Origin of the sequence: Mucilaginibacter metallidurans, from assembly GCF_003286435.2 — a bacterium.
Taxonomy (GTDB): Bacteria; Bacteroidota; Bacteroidia; order Sphingobacteriales; family Sphingobacteriaceae; genus Mucilaginibacter; species Mucilaginibacter gossypii.
The window spans coordinates 1,236,181-1,254,242 of sequence record NZ_CP043449.1 but is presented as its reverse complement, the minus strand read 5'-3'; the positions used below and the strand labels follow the sequence as shown (position 1 = coordinate 1,254,242).

Genomic DNA, 18,062 nt, shown 5'->3' with positions numbered 1-18,062 from the left:
AGGTTTACCCAACGGTTAGTTACTTAAAGATCAAACTTGATGCTGCCGGGCACCTGCCTGCCAATCCCTACATCTTAAGGTTTAAAAACGACAAAAAGGAGATTGTTTTTTGTGGCGTTAACCATTTGCCGGATAACAACGACACCGAAAATCCGATGTTTAAGGGATCGAAAAGGCTTTTTTTGAATTCAGACCTGATGTATGTGTTAACGAAGGAGGAGATGTTTCAAAAAAGGTTTTCGCCTCAAAAAAAGAAGCCATTCAAAAAGATGGTGAAATAGGGCTTACCAAAACCCTTGCAGATAGCCTTAAAATAAAAACCGTTAATGGCGACATGACCGACAGCCTGGAATTTAGAGAGCTGCTGAAAAGATACGCCACCGGCGAGTTTTTAGCTTATATTGTTACCGAACGTTTTATGTGGGGCCAACGGCCTCCTGTGACCGATAGTGCGGCATTTAAAGCAAACTATGCTAAATTTATACAAGACTATATTATGAAAACAGGCGGAGTAAAGCTTTCACCGGCTGAGCAAACCCTGGATTATTTTGAAGCCGCCTATCAAAAACTGCTTAACCGCCCTTTTAAGCTCGAGGAGCTGAAACCTACCAATCCGTTTGACCCAAAGGAAAATTTCAGGAAATTGGCAGAGCCTCCAAAGAGATCAGGGATCAAAGCCTGCTTCGCACCATAGACAATCTGCTTAAAACCCATAACAAAGTGTTTGTAGTTTTTGGCGGATGGCACCTGCTTACCTGCGAGCCGGCCTGAGGCAGATCATCAGTAAAAGCGAATAATTATCCTGTTATCATACTTAAAGTCTTAATTAATTTTGTTTACGTCGCAGGGCTTGCGTGTTATATAATTATTAATTTAGCTGCCGTTAATTAAGGAATAAAACCAACCTATAATATGATAAAACAAACGTTAGCCATGCTGGCCCTTTGTGCTTTCGGCGCTGTTTCATGCCAGTCGAAGCCATCAGATAAATCAACTACAGCTGCCCCTGTTGCCAAAGTTCCGGCTGCCAATGCAACATCACAGGGTGATGCGGCCGCTATTTTAGCCCGCAAACAGGTCCCTATCCTCTGCTATCACCAAATCCGCGACTGGAAGCCTACCGATTCAAAAAATGCCAAAGATTATATAGTTCAGGTTGCTGCTTTTAAAGAGCACATCAAAATGCTGGCCGACAGCGGTTATCATACCATACTGCCCGATCAGCTTTATGCATACCTTACCAAGGGAGCGCCGCTGCCTAAAAAGCCTATAATGCTTACGTTTGATGACACCGACCTTGATCAGTTCACCATTGCCAATCCTACCCTTAAAAAGTATGGTTTTAAAGCGGTTTATTTTGTGATGACCGTATCGTTAGGCCGTCCGCATTACATGACCAAAGAGCAAGTAAAACAACTATCTGACGAAGGTAACGTTATTGCCAGCCACACCTGGGACCACCACCGTGTTGACCGTTATTCACATACATCAACCCTTAAGATCATTGGCAAAAATGGTAAAATAACCAATCGCCCGGTGGATGACTGGGTTACCCAAATCGAAAAACCAACCAAAACGTTGGAAGATATCACCGGCAAAAAAATGGTTTACTTTGCTTATCCGTTTGGCATATGGAACAAAGCTGCTTTGCCTGAGCTTAGGAAACGCGGTTTTAAAATGGCTTTCCAATTAGCTGATAAACGTGATCAAGCCGATCCATTAATGACTGTGCGCCGTATTTTAGATAGCGGATACTGGAGCACCAAAACGTTAAGCAACAGTATCAGGAACAGCTTTTAGCCCCGCCCCCTAAAGGGGGAGATATGGAGGATATTTAAATAAGAAATGCCGGCTCAAAGAGTTGGCATTTCTTATTTTCTGCCATCTATTTAGGCATAGCCATCAACTTAAGGAATAAAAAGCTGGGAACTTGCGATTCCCCTTTTGGGGCAAACGGCTCACAAATCCTCACCCGCTGGGCCTTGTCCCATATTTGATGAGGGCATTTTGCTGATATCTTTCTCGCCGGGCTTCAAATGAAGTATTTCAGCAATAATTGTATCATCGCCGGTATTTTCGCCTAACTCATCATTGTGCAGATCTGAATCATCATTATTCATAGCTGCTCTTTCATCTATAGTTTCCATAATGATATTTATTTAATTCCTGTTACCCATTTTACAGCTTCGTCCAGCTCTTCCAGTTTATAGCCTGTAAACTTGCCCGGTAAAATATATTTAAATAAATGGCTGAACTCCCGAACACCGTCCTGATCGGTTACAACGGCAACCTTGTTCCACCGGGTAAAATATTTAAGGCCAAGCCTGATATTACCGCACCAGGCGCCTGCTGTAAAATTTTTAATATTAGTTTCCAGCACCAGTAAAAAGTTTATTCTCCCGGTTTGTTTTACCTGTTGCTCAAGCAATGGTCGTAAAGCCTTTTCATAATCGCCAATAGTAACGTGGCCTGCTGCATGCATCCCTAACACATGCGCAGGCAAGTATTTTATATGCTCAAGCATGCTATAAATCCCTATTTTTTAATCAGATACAAAAACTGCACCAATAGTAAATTTATAGCAAAACAGAGTAAACTATAATAACGAACAATGTGCTCATGCAAGTATATAAACGTGATTGAAGGGCGTCACCTTACACTCACCAATTTCAATTTATATTATCTTTGCACAAATGCAGCAAAACAAAGCCACATATAGTCAACTCATTAAAAGCGAGGCACAAAAGCTTGGCTTTTTGTTTTGTGGCATTGCCAAAGCAGATTTTTTGGAAGACGAAGCCCCCCGCCTTGAGGCCTGGCTTAATAAAAACATGCACGGCGAAATGGCCTACATGGAAAACCATTTTGATAAACGCCTTGACCCTCGTTTGCTTGTTGACGGGGCAAAATCTGTTATATCGCTTGGTATAAATTACTATACCGATCAGCAGCAGGATGATCCTTTATCACCAAAAATCTCCAAATACGCATATGGAATTGATTACCACACTGTAATTAAAGATAAGCTGAGGCAATTATTACAGATCATCAATGATAAAATAGGCGAAGTAGGCGGCCGCGCCTTTGTTGATTCGGCCCCGGTACTTGATAAGGCCTGGGCCCGTAAAGCAGGTATGGGTTGGATTGGTAAAAACAGCAACCTGCTTAACAAAAAGGCCGGTTCGTTCTTTTTCCTGGCCGAACTGATCGTCGATCTTGAGTTAAAATACGATATAGCCCCTACAGCCGATCATTGTGGTACCTGCACCAATTGTATCGATGCATGTCCTACTGATGCCATTGTGGGCCCATATGTAGTTGATGGCAGCCGTTGCATCTCCTATTTAACCATCGAACTTAAAAACGAAATTCCGCAGGAATTTAAGGGCAAGATGGATAACTGGATGTTCGGTTGCGATGTTTGCCAGGATGTGTGCCCATGGAACCGATTTTCAGTATTGAATACTGAACCGGCCTTTACTCCCCATCCGGATCTGCTGCACTTGAAAACTGCCGACTGGCAGGACATCACGCAGGATATTTTTCAGAAGGTATTTAAAAACTCGGCTGTTAAGCGTACAAAATTTAGTGGGTTGAAACGGAATATTGATTTTTTGAAGATTAGAGATTAGAGATTAGAGATTAGAGATTAGAGATTAGAGATTAGAGATTAGAGATTAGAGATTAGAGATTAGAGATTAGAGATTAGAGATTAGAGATTAGAGATTAGAGATTGAACGCACCCGTAGGTCCGGGGTTTCAATATATTATCAACAAAAAGCCCTTGCATGTATTTAGTGGCCGTTGCGCAACTAAACTGAGGTTTTCAACTAACCCAGTCGAATAAAGTTCGATTGGGTTAGTTTTTTTATAAACATTTGACAATCAGATATTTGTTTTGTATATTAAGGATATGCAAGGCAAAAAAGATTATCAGGAAAAGCTCTTTATCCGGTTTCAGCTTTCAGACTACGTTCCAGCAGATAACTTCTACAGGCGTTTGAAAAGTATACTCGATCTGAACTTTGTTTATGATACGACCAGCAAATATTATGGTACAGAGGGTCAAAAGAGCATTGACCCGGTTGTGTTTTTCAAACTAATGCTTGTTGGTTATTTAGAGAACCTGAATAGCGATAGGCGCATTATTGCTACCTCACGTATGCGCATGGATATCCTCTATTTTATAGGATATGATCTGGATGAAGAACTTCCCTGGCATTCGACATTAAGCCGCACACGCCAGCTTTACGGAGAAGAGGAGTTTACAGCTGTCTTTAAACAGGTTCTGAAAAAGTGTATTGATGCAGGTTTGGTAGCAGGTAAAAGACAGGCTATCGATAGCGCATTTGTCAAAGCCAATGCAGCTATGTCAAGTTTGGTAGAACGCGAGATCATGAATGATGCGGCAACTTATGGCAAGCAATTGGACGATCATAATGATGAAGCCCCGGCTGGGGACATACCGGATGAAAACACTAAGCCTAAGCCGAGAAAGAATGCTAAAGTTGATAAGAAAGCGAACAGCAAGCGTTACAGCCCATCAGACCCTGATGCCCGGTTATCGGTGAAACCCGGAAAAACAACACGGCTGAACTATTCGGCTCATGTAAGCGTAGATACACAAAACCACGTTATTACACACATCCAGGCCTTCCATGCAGATAAAGGAGATGCACCATGCCTACCTGAGATCCTTACCCATGTCGCCGGAAACCTTAAAGATAATGGCATGGAAATAGAAGATGTGCTTGCCGATACAGGTTATAGCGGTGAAGCGGCGCTTCTGTTTTTAGCTGGTAATCATATTAAAGGCTTCATACCTAACAGGCCAGGATGTCAAAGCAGGGAAAGCCGGCAGGGCTTCAGTTATGACGGGAGCAAGACCGGTATGTTTGTCCTGAAGGCAAATACCTTACTTTTCACAACTTCAAAAAAGCAGAGAACGATAATACCCATAAGATATATCGTACCAGTGTTAAAGATTGCAGGGACTGTCCGCTTAAAAGCACCTGCGCTAATCTGCAAGGCTTTAAAGTGTTTAAGGATTCCGTAGCTAAAGACCTTTATATAGAAATGCATGAACGCATGCAAACCCGACAAGGGAGCAAGGCCAGGAAAGTAAGACAAAGTACGGTAGAACCGGTACTGGGCACCCTGATCAATTTTACAGGCATGAAACAGGTAAACACAAAAGGGCTCGAATTGGCCAATAAATGTATGATCATGGCCGCCATTGCATATAACCTTAAAAAACTTGTCAATGGTATACCTGCAAAAATCAGAAGAAGAAAAAGAAAGCTACCGGGAAACCATTCTGATGCCGTAATCAATACATTATCGGCCTGTTTATTGAAGATAGCAAACATACTAACTGCTTTCAGCATTGACTATAAAAGCAAATGGCCGAATAATCATTTGCTTTGCAATTTAATTATTCAGCCATTTTAAGCCCTGTTGCGCAACGGCCACTGTATTTATGCAAGGGCTTTAATATAAAATTCTGAAAATTCTTCAATTCTGAAAATTCTGATTCAGAATATTATCCTTTTTTAAACTTCAACGCTAACTGGGCCAGCATATCATCGTTAACCGGCTGGGCTGGCTCATCCTTCTTTTTAAAAGGTGTGTTTTGATACTGCTGATTTTTGGTATGATCGGGCTTGGTATACTCCTTTTTCTGGTACTCAGGTTTAGAAGCAGCGGGCTGTTGATCTGCCGGTTTTGGCTGGGCAGCTTTGTTGGCCTGGCGTTCGGCTGCTTTTTTGGCGTTCCAGCGGGTGTAAATTTCTTCGAGTTTGCGTTTAGTATAAAGCGGAAAATCACCCTGCATCATCCATGAGTAATAACTTGGCTCGGCGTTCAACACGTCTTCAACACGTTTGCCTTTATGTTTGCCAAAGTTTATCAACTCCTCGCCCTGTTCATTATAAACCATACGACCGGCAAAATCAACCGGTTTGCTCAGGTTAGTAAATGCGTGCAGCGCTTCAACATCGCCCACAACAGGGATTACTTTATTACCTTTTTTATCCTCCCACTCTACATTTTCATAACGCTCAATCTGCGCCAGCAAAACTTCCATGGTAGCGCGGGTATCTGCTTCGGCCGAATGAGCGTTTTCAATTACTTTATTGCAATAAAACTGGTAGGCAGCCTTTAACGTGCGTTGCTCCATTTGATGAAATATGTTCTGTACATCAACAAAATGGCGGGCATCCAGGTTAAAATCCACACCGGCACGCAAAAACTCCTCCATGATCATGGGGATATCAAACTTATTTGAATTGTATCCGGCCAAATCACTATCACCAATAAAATCGGCTATTTCCTGGCCAAGCTCTTTAAATTGCTTTTCGTTTTGTATGTGCTCATCGTAGATGCCGTGTACCAGCGACGACTCGAGCGGAATAGGAATGCCAGGATGAACACGCCATGTTTTTACGTCCTCACCGCCATCAGGATTAAGCTTGATAACAGATATTTCAACTATACGGTCGGCACCGATATTGGTACCTGTTGTTTCCAGATCAAAGAAAGCCAGAGGGCGTTTTAAGTTTAATTTCATTTGTCAGTATTCAGAGATGCAAAGGTCGCAAATGTCCTAAAATTAATCAGCAGAATAAATTTTTTAATTTATTTAATATACCAATTTATTATTTAATTTGAATATCCCTAATTATCACAATTTGCATGAACAAAATCACTCTTATTCTTTTGATTTTTATCAGCTTATCACTCAAAGCTGCGGCACAGGATTTTGAAACCGGAATCACCGACCAGGAGATTGAAATGGCCAAATATGATAAAGATCCGCAGGCAAATGCCGTTTTTTTAAACGAATTTGGGAACACCCGTATAGATGAATACATGGACCATATCAGGCTCATTCATACGTACCATGCCAAAATTAAGATTTTCACCAAAGAAGGGCTAACTCACGGCACCATCGAAATTCCTATACACAATGGGGATAATACAGAAGAAGAAGTTAACAACGTTACCGGCTTTACATATTATAAAGACGATAACGGTATTATTCAAAAGGCCGAACTTGATTCCAAAAAAGTTTTTACCGTTAAAGACTATAAATACGGCAGCACTGTAAAGTTTGCATTACCTGCATTACGTCCCGGCTGCGTTATTGAATTTAAATTTGAACTCATTTCACCATACTGGGACCATTTCAGGGGATGGACATTTCAGGATGATATCCCTAAAGTAAATTCTCAATATGAAGTGCATATCCCCGGGTTCTGGACATTTAACGCATCTCTGCGCGGGGCGTTGAAATTAACCAAAAGTAATTCGGAAGTTGAGCGCGAGTGCTTTTCATCCGGAGGCTCAAAAGCCGATTGTTCGCATATCACTTACAACATGAAGGATATTCCGGCATTTGTTGATGAGGATTATATGACCGCCCGCAAAAACTTTTTATCAGCAATATTTTTTGAACTGGTTGAGGTTACCAATCCCTATACCGGCGTAAAAACCGTAGTTACAAAAGAATGGAGCGACGTTGACCGCCAATTAAAGATATCTGATGAATTTGGCGTACAAATGAAACGCACAAGCCTGCTCAAAGAGCGCATTGCACCGGTAATTGCTGGTAAAACAGCCGATATTGACAAAGCAAAGGCCTTGTACGCCTGGATCAAAAGCCAGATAAAATGGAACGACTATATCGGCATCTACAGCACAGATGGCGTTAAAAAAGCGTTAGATACCCACGCAGGCAGCATTGCAGATATCAATCTAACCCTAATTACTGCGCTTAGTGCAGCCGGCCTTAATGCCGAAGCCGTAGTACTTTCAACCCGCGAACACGGCATGGTGAATAATCTTTACCCGGTACTTAACGACTTTAACTATGTTATAGCCAGGTTAACTATTGGTGATCAAACCTACCTGCTCGATGCTACCGATCCGTTGCTTTCATTTGGTTTGCTTCCCCTTAAATGTATAAATGATAAAGGCAGGGTGATCAGCCTGAATAAACCATCGTACTGGATAGAGTTAAGCGCTCAACAAAAAGCGGCCACTACCCGGATGTTCGATCTTACACTGCTTGATAATGGGAAGTTAAAAGGTACTATAACCAATTACTATAAAGGTTACGATGCTTATGAAAAACGTAAAGCCATTAAAAAGTTTAATACAGTTGATGAATACGTTGAAGATTTTGATGAGAAACAACCTAAGTTAAAAGTATTTAAATCAGACATTGCAAACCTCGATAGCCTTGAAAACCCACTACGTGAAACCTTTGAAGTGGAGATAGATGCATTTGATAATACCAATCATGATAAGCTTGCATTTAACCCTTATTTTTGGGAAAAACGCACCACAAACCCGTTCAAACTTGCCGAACGTGATTATCCTGTTGACTGGGCCTTTGCCTCAGACAAGAGGCTTGTTTTGGTGATGCACCTGCCTGCGCAATATATCATTGAAACCCCGCCCCAGATAGTGGCGTTTTCATTACCAAACAAAGGCGGCATGTTTGCTACCACGTTTGAGAGCCAGGACAATAACAGTTTTACCTTTTCAAACATTACCCAGTTTAACAAGTCGGTTTATGATTCGGCCGAATACCCTTATCTTAAGGAGCTGTTTAATAAGATCATTCTAACGGAAAAAGGAGATATGATCTTCAAGAAAAAATAATGAAAGCATTTTTAACTACTCTTTTTATCTTTTTGGCGGTAACCTGTGTAAAAGCACAGGAAAACTACGACGTATCGCTCATTTCAAAAGACCTTTTGCCTTATGCCAGCTCAATAGTGCGTAATGAGGAAGTTACTGTTGAGGTTAAAGACTTAGATAACACACTTTGCCACGTAAAACAAGTAATAACCGTACTCAATAAAAATGGTGACGATGACGTTGATATAGCGATATGGCATGACAAAAGTCGTTATATTAAGGATATAAAAGGAATGATTTACAACCAATGGGGCAAGCCCACAGGTAAATTTTCAGAAAGCGACTTTGATGATGACAGCAATCACGATGGCTTTTCACTTTTTACCGACCTAAAGATAAAACATTATCAACCCAGGGTAAATGATTATCCTTACACTGTAAGTTATGAATATGATGTAAAATCGAAACAATCACTTGACCTTGAAAGCTGGCAACCTATTCCTTCGGATGGTATAGCAGTTGAAAAAAGCTCGTATACGTTAATTTGCAAACCCGATTTTAAGATCAAATACAAACAAACCAATTTATCTGTTAAACCAACAATTGGTACCAATAAACAGGGTATGCAAACATACACCTGGCAAACTAATAACCTGAAAGCTTTAAAGCATGAACCTTACAGCCCTGTTTACCGATCAATAATGCCCAGGCTGGAAATAGTGCCCGAAAAATTCATTTACCGTGGTATCAGTGGCTCATTTACCAACTGGAAAGAACTTGGGCAATGGCAATATGACAAGCTTAATGCAGGCCGCCAGCAGCTTTCGCCTCAAACTGTGGCAAACATGAAGGAGCTTACAGCATCAATAACCGATCCTAAAGCCAAAGCGCGTAAGGTTTATGAATACATGCAGGGCAAAACGCATTATATCAGCATCCAAGTAGGGATAGGCGGCTTACAACCCTTCCTGGCTTCGGATGTTGACGCTCAAAATTATGGTGATTGCAAAGCCCTCGTTAACTACACACAGGCGTTATTAAAGGCTGTCGACATCGATTCATATTACTGCGTGGTGTATGCGGGATCATCGAAGGTAAATTTCCAGCCCGACTTTGCAAGCATTGACCAGGGCAATCATGTTATTTTATGCCTGCCCTTTAAAAATGATACCACCTTTTTAGAATGTACCAGTCAGAACATACCTTTTGGCTTTTTAGGTGATTTCACCGACGACAGGATCGTACTGGCCTGTACCCCACAGGGTGGCAAATTAATGCATACGCCAAAATACACGGCCCAGGCTAATCTCGAACAGCGCAAAGCCAATTTTACATTGAGTGCCAACGGTAACCTGTCAGGCACAATGGTTACCAATTTCAAGGGCACTAATTATGAAGATCGTGATCATGTGATCTATGAATCGAAAACAGAACAGATCAAAGATCTGAAGAAGATTTATCCCATCAATAACCTTGATATTGAAAGTGCAGATCTGAAGCAGTTTAAAGTTGAACAACCATACACCACCGAAACGTTAAAAATTTCGGCTACAGACTATGGCTCGGTATCTGACGGAAAGATAATTTTCCTGGCTAACCCGGCTAACCGTATCATGTCACCATTACGAGAGGTTCGTAACCGCCATAATGATGTTTATATCAATCGTGGATTTACCGATGAAGATGAAATCACCTATACCCTACCAGCCGGATATAAAGTTGATATGCGCCCTAAAAAAGTAAGTATCGAAAAACCTTTCGGAAAGTTTGAATCAAGCTCGACTGTAAATGGTGATAAACTTGTATATAGTCGTAAGCTACAGATCATTGATGGTACGTATAGCAAAGACACCTATCAGGACCTTGTTGATTTTTACCAGTCAATTGCGGATGTAGATAATGATAACGTTACCTTAGTTAAAGGTAACTAAATATCACGATACCGAAGATAATACCAAGCACCATGATCACATAAAGCATGATCTCGGTGCCTGCGAACCGCTTGTACTTAGTCCAGAATGAGTAATCTTGTTTTTTGTCGGCCATAACAGCGCAAAATTATTGAAAATAAACACACCAATTGGGTCAAATTTTAACGAATTACACGAATGCGATTTAAGCTTAATATTGGTGTAATTCGCAAAAATCCTTCTAAAATTTGTGTTACTTAATTCATGCTGGTGGGCACATTTTCGATTGAGCCTGCCCTCGAAAAGTACTTGTATAATGATGGATCGCGCAGTTTTACGATGATCACTCCACGGCGCGAGCTGGCATGCACAACATACCCATTTTGCAGGTAAACACCCACATGGCTAAACTGCTTTCCGTCGAAATCAAAAAACACCAGGTCGCCTTCATTTAGCTCGTCTTCATATTTTCGTTTGATGACGGAGATCTGCTTGCTGGTCATGCGGGGAATGGTAATACCATAAACCTGCTGTTCCAGCAAAAAAGTCAGCCCTGAACAGTCGATCCCGTCTTTATCTAATCCGCCAAATTTATAGGGTGTTCCCATCCATTGATCAATAAAAGCGTAAAGGCGACCATTTTGAATACTGCCCTTATCAACCTCCATAATTTCGGAATATTTTGAAGCGATATCAGGTGACGGATTAACCACCTCACCCGGCTGGCCGCGCATAGCGGCCTTGCGCGAGTGACATGAACTTAATATAAATGGGGAAAGGAAAAGTATAAACAAATAAAAACTACGACGCAGGTATATGCTCATAAAGTAAAATTAACTTTAATGTTTATTGAGAGGATGCGGATGTTTTTAACATATTAACATGGGTGGAAGAAGTCTGCAAGTCCGATGTCCATAAAGTCGGGAAGGTAAAATGCATAACTCATTAAAACTGCTCCTGGCTTTCGGACATCGGACTTGCAGACTTCTAAAATCAACTCTTCACCACCCTTTGAATTTCATCCAGTTTCATGAGTGCTTCAACCGGGGTTAGGGTATTTACATCAAGGTTGTTCAGCGTATCGCGTATCTTCACCAACACGGGGTCATCTATTGAAAACATCTGCATTTGTACAGCTTGTTTCTGAACCTTGCGGATACTTTCTTTGATATGCTCGCCGCCGGTGCGTTCGTTTTCCAATTTCTTTAGTATCTCATTGGCGCGGCTTAACACTTTTGAGGGCATCCCAGCCAGTTTAGCTACGTGGATCCCGAAGCTGTGTTCGCTGCCACCAGGTACCAGCTTGCGTAAAAATATGATCTGCTGGCCCACTTCTTTTACCGATACGTTAAAGTTTTTAACCCGGTTAAATGAGTTGCTCAATTCATTAAGCTCATGATAATGTGTAGCAAATAAGGTTTTAGCCCTCGCTGTTGGATGGTTATGCAGATACTCGGCAATGGACCAGGCAATTGAAATACCATCATACGTTGATGTACCGCGACCGATCTCATCCAGCAGGATCAGGCTCCTGTCGCTCAGGTTATTGAGGATGCTGGCAGTTTCGTTCATCTCCACCATAAAGGTTGATTCGCCGGATGAAAGGTTATCCGACGCTCCCACCCTTGTAAAGATCTTATCAACCAGGCCTATTGACGCAGCTTTAGCCGGAACAAAACAACCCATTTGGGCCATCAGTACTATTAAGCCTGTTTGCCTTAATAAAGCCGACTTTCCCGCCATATTAGGGCCCGTAATAATGATGATCTGCTGGGTTTCCGAATCGAGGTAAACGCTGTTGGTGATGTACTCCTCGCCTATTGGCAGGTTCTTTTCAATAACAGGGTGGCGACCGCCCTTAATGTCAAGTACCTTACTTTCATTAATTTCGGGCTTAACGTAGTAGTTTTTAATGGAGATGGTTGCAAAGTTGAGCAGCACATCCAAACGGGCTATCAGTTGGGCATTCAACTGGATTGGCTTAATATATTCGGCCAGTGAATACAGCAGGTCGTTATATAATTGTGTTTCAAGCGTCAGGATCTTTTCTTCGGCGCCTAAAATCTGTTCTTCATATTCTTTAAGCTCGGGCGTGATATAACGCTCGGCATTAACCAGCGTTTGCTTGCGGATCCACTCGGTGGGTACTTTATCCCTGTGGGCATGGGTAACCTCCAGGTAGTAGCCAAATACGTTATTGAACGATACTTTAAGCGACGGGATCCCGGTTAACTCAGCCTCACGCTTTTGGATCTCCAACAGGTAACCTTTACCGCCGAAGGCGATCTTACGCAGCCTGTCAAGCTCTTCATTAATCCCCTCGTTCATCACCGAACCTTTCACTAACATTACCGGCGGCTCGGGATTTAATTCGCGTTCTATCTTTTCGCAAATCAGTGCACAAGGGTTAAGTTGTTCGCCAATGGCGCGCAGCGGGACACTTTGCGACGCCTCGGCAATGCGTTTAATTTGCGCAATAGCAGTCAGCGCCTTTTTTAGCTGGCACACCTCGCGCGGGTTAGCTTTTTGGAGTCCAATTTTTGAGATAAGCCTTTCCAGGTCACCTATCTGGCGCAGGTATTGGAGCAGTTCTTCTCTAAGTTCTTCGCTTTCTATCAGGTATTCAACAACGCCCAAACGGTCGTTAATTGCTTTGATCTGCTTCAACGGCATTACAATCCAGCGGCGCAATAAACGCGCGCCCATGGGCGAACAAGTATGATCAAGTACATCAACCAGCGTCATGGCGTTTTCGTTAGCCGAGCCAACCAGCTCCAGGTTGCGAATACTGAACCTGTCGAGCCAAAGGTACCTGTCTTCCTCTATCCTGCTGATGGCCGAAATATGGCCCAGGTTGCGGTGTTCGGTTTCATTCAAATAATGAATAGCCACGCCGGCAGCAATAATACCTAAATTCAGTTTATCGATACCGAAACCTTTGAGCGATTTTACGCCGAAATGCTTGAGCAGTGTTTCCGTAGCGTAATCGCCGCTGTATGGCCATTCGTCAAGGGCATAGGTGTAAAAGCGGTCGCCATAAGTATCTTTAAAATCGCGTGTACGGCTTTTGGGATAGATCACTTCGCTGGGCGAAAAACTTTGCAGCAACTTATCGATATACTCGCTGTTGCCCTGGGCGGTCATGAACTCGCCGGTTGAGATATCAATCAGCGCAATACCTATCGTATTTTTTTCAAAGTGCAGCGAGGCCAGGTAATTATTGCTTTTTTGCTGCAGGATGTTATCGTTAGTGGCTACGCCGGGGGTAACCAGTTCGGTTACACCGCGTTTAACGATGGTTTTGGTAGTTTTGGGATCTTCCAGTTGATCGCAAATGGCCACACGTTGTCCCGCACGTACCAGTTTAGGGAGGTAAGTATCCAGCGAATGGTGTGGGAAACCGGCAAGCTCAATATGTGTAGCGGCGCCGTTTGCCCGGCGGGTAAGCACGATGCCCAAAATACCGGCAGCCTTTACGGCGTCTTCGCCAAATGTTTCATAAAAATCGCCCACCCTAAACAACAGCAAAGCACCGGGGTACTTTACTTTAATAGCATTATATTGCTGCATTAAGGGGGTTTCTTTGGTAGTATCTTTAGCCAAGCGGTTACTCCTTCTGTTAATCGGGTAAAGTTAATGCATTAGCGGGGGTTTTAGGGTATTGTTGAAAAGTTGGGGTGGTGTGGATATGTAGCAAATAAGTGTATCTGCCATACTGATTAGGCGTATCCGTTCCTACCGAAACCCTACTTCGCCACCAGCTTCCCGTTCACAATCCTGTCTGTATAATCCTGTATCAGGGCTTTGCAATCCTGCATACCTTTTTGCATTTCGGCGTTGGGTTGAGCCGTCATTAGGTTTTTCTCCAGCCCCTTGTCGGCCACAGCAAAAACGCCGGTGAAGTTTTTACCATCAAACAGGTAAGTATAACCACCCTGCATAAACTGGTAGATGTTGCCTGTTGAGTTGATCACCCTTGGCTGCTCATCGGCTTGGTTACTCACCAAACTCCTTCCCCATGATCTGAAGGGCTTGTTATAACCAATCAAATCCACCACAGTTGGGTAAATATCCATTTGCGATGCCAGATCGGTACGTATACCTTTTAAATTATAAGCGCTGTTGGCGCTGTAAAACAGGATAGGCACAGCAAAACGGTTAACCTGCTTACTATATTCAGGATAATAAGTTTGACTGGTGTGATCGGCCGTGATCACAAAAATGGTATTGTTAAACCAGGGCTGAGTCTTCGCATAATTGAAAAAAATCCGCAGTGAATTATCCGTATACTGAACACATTTATCAATAGCCAGCGGACCACCCTTAAACCTCGCTTTATATTTTTCGGGCAGCTGATATGGATCATGCGATGACAGCGTGAACAGCGTAGCCATAAAGGGTTGTTTCTGATTGCTCAGCGTACGCCCCATAAACTGAAAAAAATATTCATCCCAAATGCCCCAGATACCGTCAAAATCTTTATCGTCGTTATATTCTGTACGGCCATAATAGTGCTGATATCCCAAAATACTGCCGAAGCCCTGGAAGCCCATCGAACCGTTGGCTGCCCCGTGAAAGAACGAAGTCTGATACCCCATGCTGTCGCAAACCGACACTATCGACTGGATCTGCTGTTTGGCATATGGGGATGAGGTAAAAGCATTTTGAAACGAGGGAATTCCCGCCAATACCGACGACATGGCATGGATTGATTGCCTGCCTGTTGCGTAGGCATTGGTAAATATAAGACTGCTGCCGGAGAGTGAATCCAAAAAAGGTGTATAGGATTTAAATCCCGGTATATTAACATCGCGGTTCATGCTGCCCCAATACTCGCGGGCCATACTTTCGAGTATAATGATCACCACATTAGGCTTATTAGCCGGCTTGGTGTTGTATTGTTTTATAGGTTTGATGTTGGTTTTAATATAAGCCTCATCCGTCCAGTGCTGGAGTTTGTAGTTGTTGGTGCCCAGCGTCCTGAAAATAGCGAACGAGGTATTCAGCACAATATCACCCTGGTTGGGCACTGTGATGTGTTTATAAGCATCGACCATATTAATAGGCCGGGTACTGTGTGCAAAATCGCCCCTAATGCCTCCGATAACCAGCGTCAGAATGAGCAGGAACGACACTATAGATGATAAGAAATACACTTTTTTATCCCGTGCTGCGGCAGGTGTTAGCTTCACCCGGTTATAGAGCCAGATCCAGCAAAGTGAACACAATATGAATATGATAATGACATACCAGTAGGCTTCCGAAAAATGGGTAAACAATAGTTTTTTGTTGTTCTCATCGGCCAATACATCAAGTGTTGCCTTCGTTGAACGCACCTGGCTAAAGCGATAATAAATAATATCAACAAAGTTGGTAGCGTAGGCGAGTAAATTGGTAACAAAATATAAGATAACCATACCTTTCTGAAACCAGGGCCGGGTGTTTACCGTTAGAGGTAAAACGCTAAGCAAGATGAATAAGCTATTAATATAAAGCAGCGCCGTGGTATCAAAGGCCATACCGTAATAGCACAATTTGAGCAGCGCCCAAAAGCTGTCAACTGCAAACAGGTGCGTATTAAAAGTAAAGAATAATACCCTTGCAATAAAATAAAACAAATACCCCAAAAACAGCCTGTATAAAAGTACTTTATATTCGGCCAACCTCAATTTACTTTTCATGAAAAACGCGTTGCTTTAGTTTCCCCAAAGACTTGACCAGCAGGGATTGATCAAATCCTAATTTCCCCCGGAGCTAATAAAAAGCGAAAGTAAAAAAAATAGGATAACAATTATTTAATGCTAAATGAACAGTGATTTAATGACATTGAGTTGGCAAACCGGAGTGTTAAATATTTTTAAGAGAGGAAAACGAACCCTGGGAAAGTTGAGTCCCCCCTTTTATAAACAATATATCAAATAGCTTTCAATTGCCTGTATTGCCTTAAAGTGGCCTGGTTATTTCGTTTGATCCGGTAAGGCAGCTTTTTCAATTTTTCCTGTAATTGCATATAGGCCTGAAAATCGGCATTACCCTGTAGTTTCTTCACCAGTTTATCCAACTGATCTTCGAACTTTACAATCTGTTTATAGGCTTCGTTGTTATCTCTTAAGTTAGGCAAAAATTCCCGGATGGTGCTATACACCCAAACTTCAAACTTAGGGTTAAGCCAACCTGCAAATTTCAATGCTAAAATTTCGCACATCCATAGCCCATCCAGCTTATTCACAAATATCATGGCTTCCAGATCGGCAGAATTCTTTGTGCTGTTACCTTCAAAATTCGATTCATTAAAAGGCAAGGGCATGCTTTTCAATTCGTCAATAAAATCTTTAGTTTGTTTCAGCTTTAAAAACTCTGTTGGGTTTTTACCGAAGATTTTGCCCATTTCTGAGGCATTGATCATTAAATCTTTATCGCTGATATCAAACTCAACAACCTGATTATTAAATTCAAATTCAAAAACTGCATTTACCATACGCCTGTTTTAAACTATATCCCTAATTAAAATACAAGTATACCAACAACAATTTCAAAACTATAAAAATTAGCAAAAAAGTTTTAAACAATCAAAAAGCCATAAAAATTAGCAATCAATTAATAACTGAATCTGATACCAACTTTCTACCACTCTAAAATAAATCGCCTGTTTCCTATTGCAAACTCAAATCATTTTAATAACTTTGAAATACAAAGTACTTTTATATACCAAAGTAAAAGCAACAAAAAAATATGAACCTTTTTGTAGATGAACATTCGATAGTGCGCAGGATCTGGGGCAAGGCAGATACCATCCTGTTCATTTTCGCCGGGGCCGCAGCCGAGTTTGCTTTAAATAAGGCGGTCGACTGGCTTTATTTCACGGGCAAACTTCCTGCTGATCCTTTAGCACGCCTGTTTAGCACCGTAGCCTATTCGCGGCAAATCATTTTTTCGGAACGCGATGAAGCTTTAAAGGCTATTGATAAAATAAATGCCATTCATAAAGGTGTTGAAACCGCCCGTGGTTCCCAAATACCCGACTGGGCTTATCGTGATGTGCTGTTCCTGTTGATCGATCTGTCCATCCGTTCATATGAATTACTGGAAAGGCCTCTTAGTGCAGCCGAAAAAGCCGAAGTGTTTAATGTATTTAATCGGGTTGGCGAACGAATGCAGCTAACAGGCATACCATCAGATTATCAACACTATCTTCAAATGCGCAAAGAACACCTTGAACACAATTTAATTAACAGCGCCTTCACCGCCGATTTATATCATCAGTATAAAAAACATCTTGGTTTTGCCAGGTATCAGATTCTGAAGCAGGCACAGTTGCTAACCGTGCCCACGCAGGTTAGCCAACAACTGCCGCTGGGTAAAATAGCCTGGCTTTGGCCTGCACTAAAGGTATATAAGGCAATAAAAAACCTTAAACCCGGGAAGTTTTTAAGGGATGCCCTTCTGCCGGTGCAATACAAAATCCAGATCCAGGGAATGGACCAGGCATATGCTTTAAATTAATCC

General features: G+C 42.1%; 15 protein-coding genes and 1 pseudogene. 8 read left to right on the top strand and 8 right to left on the bottom strand.

Features of this window, described 5'->3' with window-relative positions; genetic code table 11:
* Window positions 1-334: 334 nt before the first annotated feature.
* Both DIU38_RS05460 and DIU38_RS05455 read left to right on the top strand, forming a co-directional pair.
* On the top strand, window positions 335-694 hold the full coding sequence (locus DIU38_RS05460; RefSeq protein ID WP_149354038.1) for a hypothetical protein: 360 nt from the start codon (window positions 335-337) through the stop codon (window positions 692-694).
* A 218-nt stretch (window positions 695-912) separates the two neighbouring features.
* Complete coding sequence (locus tag DIU38_RS05455) at window positions 913-1,800, top strand: polysaccharide deacetylase family protein (RefSeq protein ID WP_112658626.1); 888 nt, start codon at window positions 913-915, stop codon at window positions 1,798-1,800.
* 158 nt (window positions 1,801-1,958) lie between these two features.
* Here the strand turns inward: DIU38_RS05455 and DIU38_RS05450 are convergent, their stop codons facing one another.
* On the bottom strand, window positions 1,959-2,147 hold the full coding sequence (locus DIU38_RS05450; RefSeq protein WP_112658628.1) for a hypothetical protein: 189 nt from the start codon (window positions 2,145-2,147) through the stop codon (window positions 1,959-1,961).
* A gap of 8 nt (window positions 2,148-2,155) precedes the next feature.
* Window positions 2,156-2,524, bottom strand: coding sequence for a SpoIIAA family protein (locus tag DIU38_RS05445; protein WP_208057579.1), 369 nt, complete (start codon window positions 2,522-2,524; stop codon window positions 2,156-2,158).
* Between the two features lie 169 nt (window positions 2,525-2,693).
* Between DIU38_RS05445 and queG the strand changes: the two genes are divergently transcribed.
* From queG to DIU38_RS05430, 3 genes and pseudogenes are all read left to right on the top strand, one after another.
* A complete protein-coding gene (queG, locus tag DIU38_RS05440; RefSeq protein ID WP_112658630.1) occupies window positions 2,694-3,632 on the top strand; it encodes a tRNA epoxyqueuosine(34) reductase QueG in 939 nt (312 codons plus the stop codon).
* Window positions 3,633-3,913: 281 nt separating this feature from the next.
* The gene (locus tag DIU38_RS05435) at window positions 3,914-5,056 is read left to right on the top strand and encodes a transposase (protein WP_149354037.1); all 1,143 of its coding nucleotides are present in this window, start codon (window positions 3,914-3,916) and stop codon (window positions 5,054-5,056) included.
* Window positions 4,954-5,451: pseudogene (locus DIU38_RS05430) on the top strand (transposase); the annotation flags it as partial. The gene DIU38_RS05435 and the pseudogene DIU38_RS05430, both read left to right, overlap by 103 nt.
* A gap of 91 nt (window positions 5,452-5,542) precedes the next feature.
* On the opposite strand, the gene DIU38_RS05425 reads toward DIU38_RS05430, so the two are convergent.
* On the bottom strand, window positions 5,543-6,568 hold the full coding sequence (locus DIU38_RS05425) for a 3'-5' exonuclease (protein WP_112659068.1): 1,026 nt from the start codon (window positions 6,566-6,568) through the stop codon (window positions 5,543-5,545).
* 125 nt (window positions 6,569-6,693) lie between these two features.
* Here DIU38_RS05425 and DIU38_RS05420 point away from each other — a divergent pair, with 125 nt between their 5' ends.
* Window positions 6,694-8,667 carry a DUF3857 domain-containing protein gene (locus DIU38_RS05420; protein WP_112659066.1) on the top strand — a complete coding sequence of 658 codons (1,974 nt, stop codon included), beginning with the start codon at window positions 6,694-6,696 and terminating at the stop codon, window positions 8,665-8,667.
* Entirely contained in the window at window positions 8,667-10,577 is a 1,911-nt protein-coding gene (locus tag DIU38_RS05415) for a DUF3857 domain-containing protein (protein WP_112659064.1), read from the top strand. Before DIU38_RS05420 ends, DIU38_RS05415 begins: the two co-directional genes overlap by 1 nt.
* Here the strand turns inward: DIU38_RS05415 and DIU38_RS34390 are convergent.
* The 5 genes from DIU38_RS34390 to DIU38_RS05395 all read right to left on the bottom strand — a co-directional run bounded on the left by DIU38_RS34390 (window position 10,564) and on the right by DIU38_RS05395 (window position 17,034).
* On the bottom strand, window positions 10,564-10,692 hold the full coding sequence (locus DIU38_RS34390; protein ID WP_262714280.1) for a hypothetical protein: 129 nt from the start codon (window positions 10,690-10,692) through the stop codon (window positions 10,564-10,566). The two genes, DIU38_RS05415 and DIU38_RS34390, sit on opposite strands and share 14 nt — an antisense overlap.
* Window positions 10,693-10,813: 121 nt before the next feature.
* The gene (locus DIU38_RS05410; protein WP_167516087.1) at window positions 10,814-11,380 is read right to left on the bottom strand and encodes a C40 family peptidase; all 567 of its coding nucleotides are present in this window, start codon (window positions 11,378-11,380) and stop codon (window positions 10,814-10,816) included.
* Between the two features lie 169 nt (window positions 11,381-11,549).
* Window positions 11,550-14,159 carry a DNA mismatch repair protein MutS gene (mutS, locus tag DIU38_RS05405; protein WP_112655541.1) on the bottom strand — a complete coding sequence of 870 codons (2,610 nt, stop codon included), beginning with the start codon at window positions 14,157-14,159 and terminating at the stop codon, window positions 11,550-11,552.
* A gap of 143 nt (window positions 14,160-14,302) precedes the next feature.
* The gene (locus tag DIU38_RS05400; RefSeq protein ID WP_112655539.1) at window positions 14,303-16,237 is read right to left on the bottom strand and encodes an LTA synthase family protein; all 1,935 of its coding nucleotides are present in this window, start codon (window positions 16,235-16,237) and stop codon (window positions 14,303-14,305) included.
* A 233-nt stretch (window positions 16,238-16,470) separates the two neighbouring features.
* The gene (locus DIU38_RS05395) at window positions 16,471-17,034 is read right to left on the bottom strand and encodes a KilA-N domain-containing protein (RefSeq protein ID WP_112655537.1); all 564 of its coding nucleotides are present in this window, start codon (window positions 17,032-17,034) and stop codon (window positions 16,471-16,473) included.
* A 254-nt stretch (window positions 17,035-17,288) separates the two neighbouring features.
* Between DIU38_RS05395 and DIU38_RS05390 the strand changes: the two genes are divergently transcribed.
* Entirely contained in the window at window positions 17,289-18,059 is a 771-nt protein-coding gene (locus DIU38_RS05390; protein WP_112655535.1) for an oxygenase MpaB family protein, read from the top strand.
* The last annotated feature ends 3 nt before the right edge of the window (window positions 18,060-18,062 follow it).

What these genes read in the sequence shown, in the direction of transcription:
- DIU38_RS05455 (WP_112658626.1), top strand. Translation starts at nt 913, where the DNA reads ATGATAAAACAAACGTTAGCCATGCTGGCCCTTTGTGCTTTCGGCGCT.
- DIU38_RS05410 (WP_167516087.1), bottom strand. Translation starts at nt 11,380, where the DNA reads ATGAGCATATACCTGCGTCGTAGTTTTTATTTGTTTATACTTTTCCTT.
- DIU38_RS05445 (WP_208057579.1), bottom strand. Translation starts at nt 2,524, where the DNA reads ATGCTTGAGCATATAAAATACTTGCCTGCGCATGTGTTAGGGATGCAT.
- DIU38_RS05400 (WP_112655539.1), bottom strand. Translation starts at nt 16,237, where the DNA reads ATGAAAAGTAAATTGAGGTTGGCCGAATATAAAGTACTTTTATACAGG.
- queG (WP_112658630.1), top strand. Translation starts at nt 2,694, where the DNA reads ATGCAGCAAAACAAAGCCACATATAGTCAACTCATTAAAAGCGAGGCA.
- DIU38_RS05390 (WP_112655535.1), top strand. Translation starts at nt 17,289, where the DNA reads ATGAACCTTTTTGTAGATGAACATTCGATAGTGCGCAGGATCTGGGGC.
- DIU38_RS05395 (WP_112655537.1), bottom strand. Translation starts at nt 17,034, where the DNA reads ATGGTAAATGCAGTTTTTGAATTTGAATTTAATAATCAGGTTGTTGAG.
- DIU38_RS34390 (WP_262714280.1), bottom strand. Translation starts at nt 10,692, where the DNA reads ATGGCCGACAAAAAACAAGATTACTCATTCTGGACTAAGTACAAGCGG.
- DIU38_RS05415 (WP_112659064.1), top strand. Translation starts at nt 8,667, where the DNA reads ATGAAAGCATTTTTAACTACTCTTTTTATCTTTTTGGCGGTAACCTGT.
- DIU38_RS05425 (WP_112659068.1), bottom strand. Translation starts at nt 6,568, where the DNA reads ATGAAATTAAACTTAAAACGCCCTCTGGCTTTCTTTGATCTGGAAACA.
- DIU38_RS05435 (WP_149354037.1), top strand. Translation starts at nt 3,914, where the DNA reads ATGCAAGGCAAAAAAGATTATCAGGAAAAGCTCTTTATCCGGTTTCAG.
- DIU38_RS05460 (WP_149354038.1), top strand. Translation starts at nt 335, where the DNA reads ATGACCGACAGCCTGGAATTTAGAGAGCTGCTGAAAAGATACGCCACC.
- DIU38_RS05420 (WP_112659066.1), top strand. Translation starts at nt 6,694, where the DNA reads ATGAACAAAATCACTCTTATTCTTTTGATTTTTATCAGCTTATCACTC.
- DIU38_RS05450 (WP_112658628.1), bottom strand. Translation starts at nt 2,147, where the DNA reads ATGGAAACTATAGATGAAAGAGCAGCTATGAATAATGATGATTCAGAT.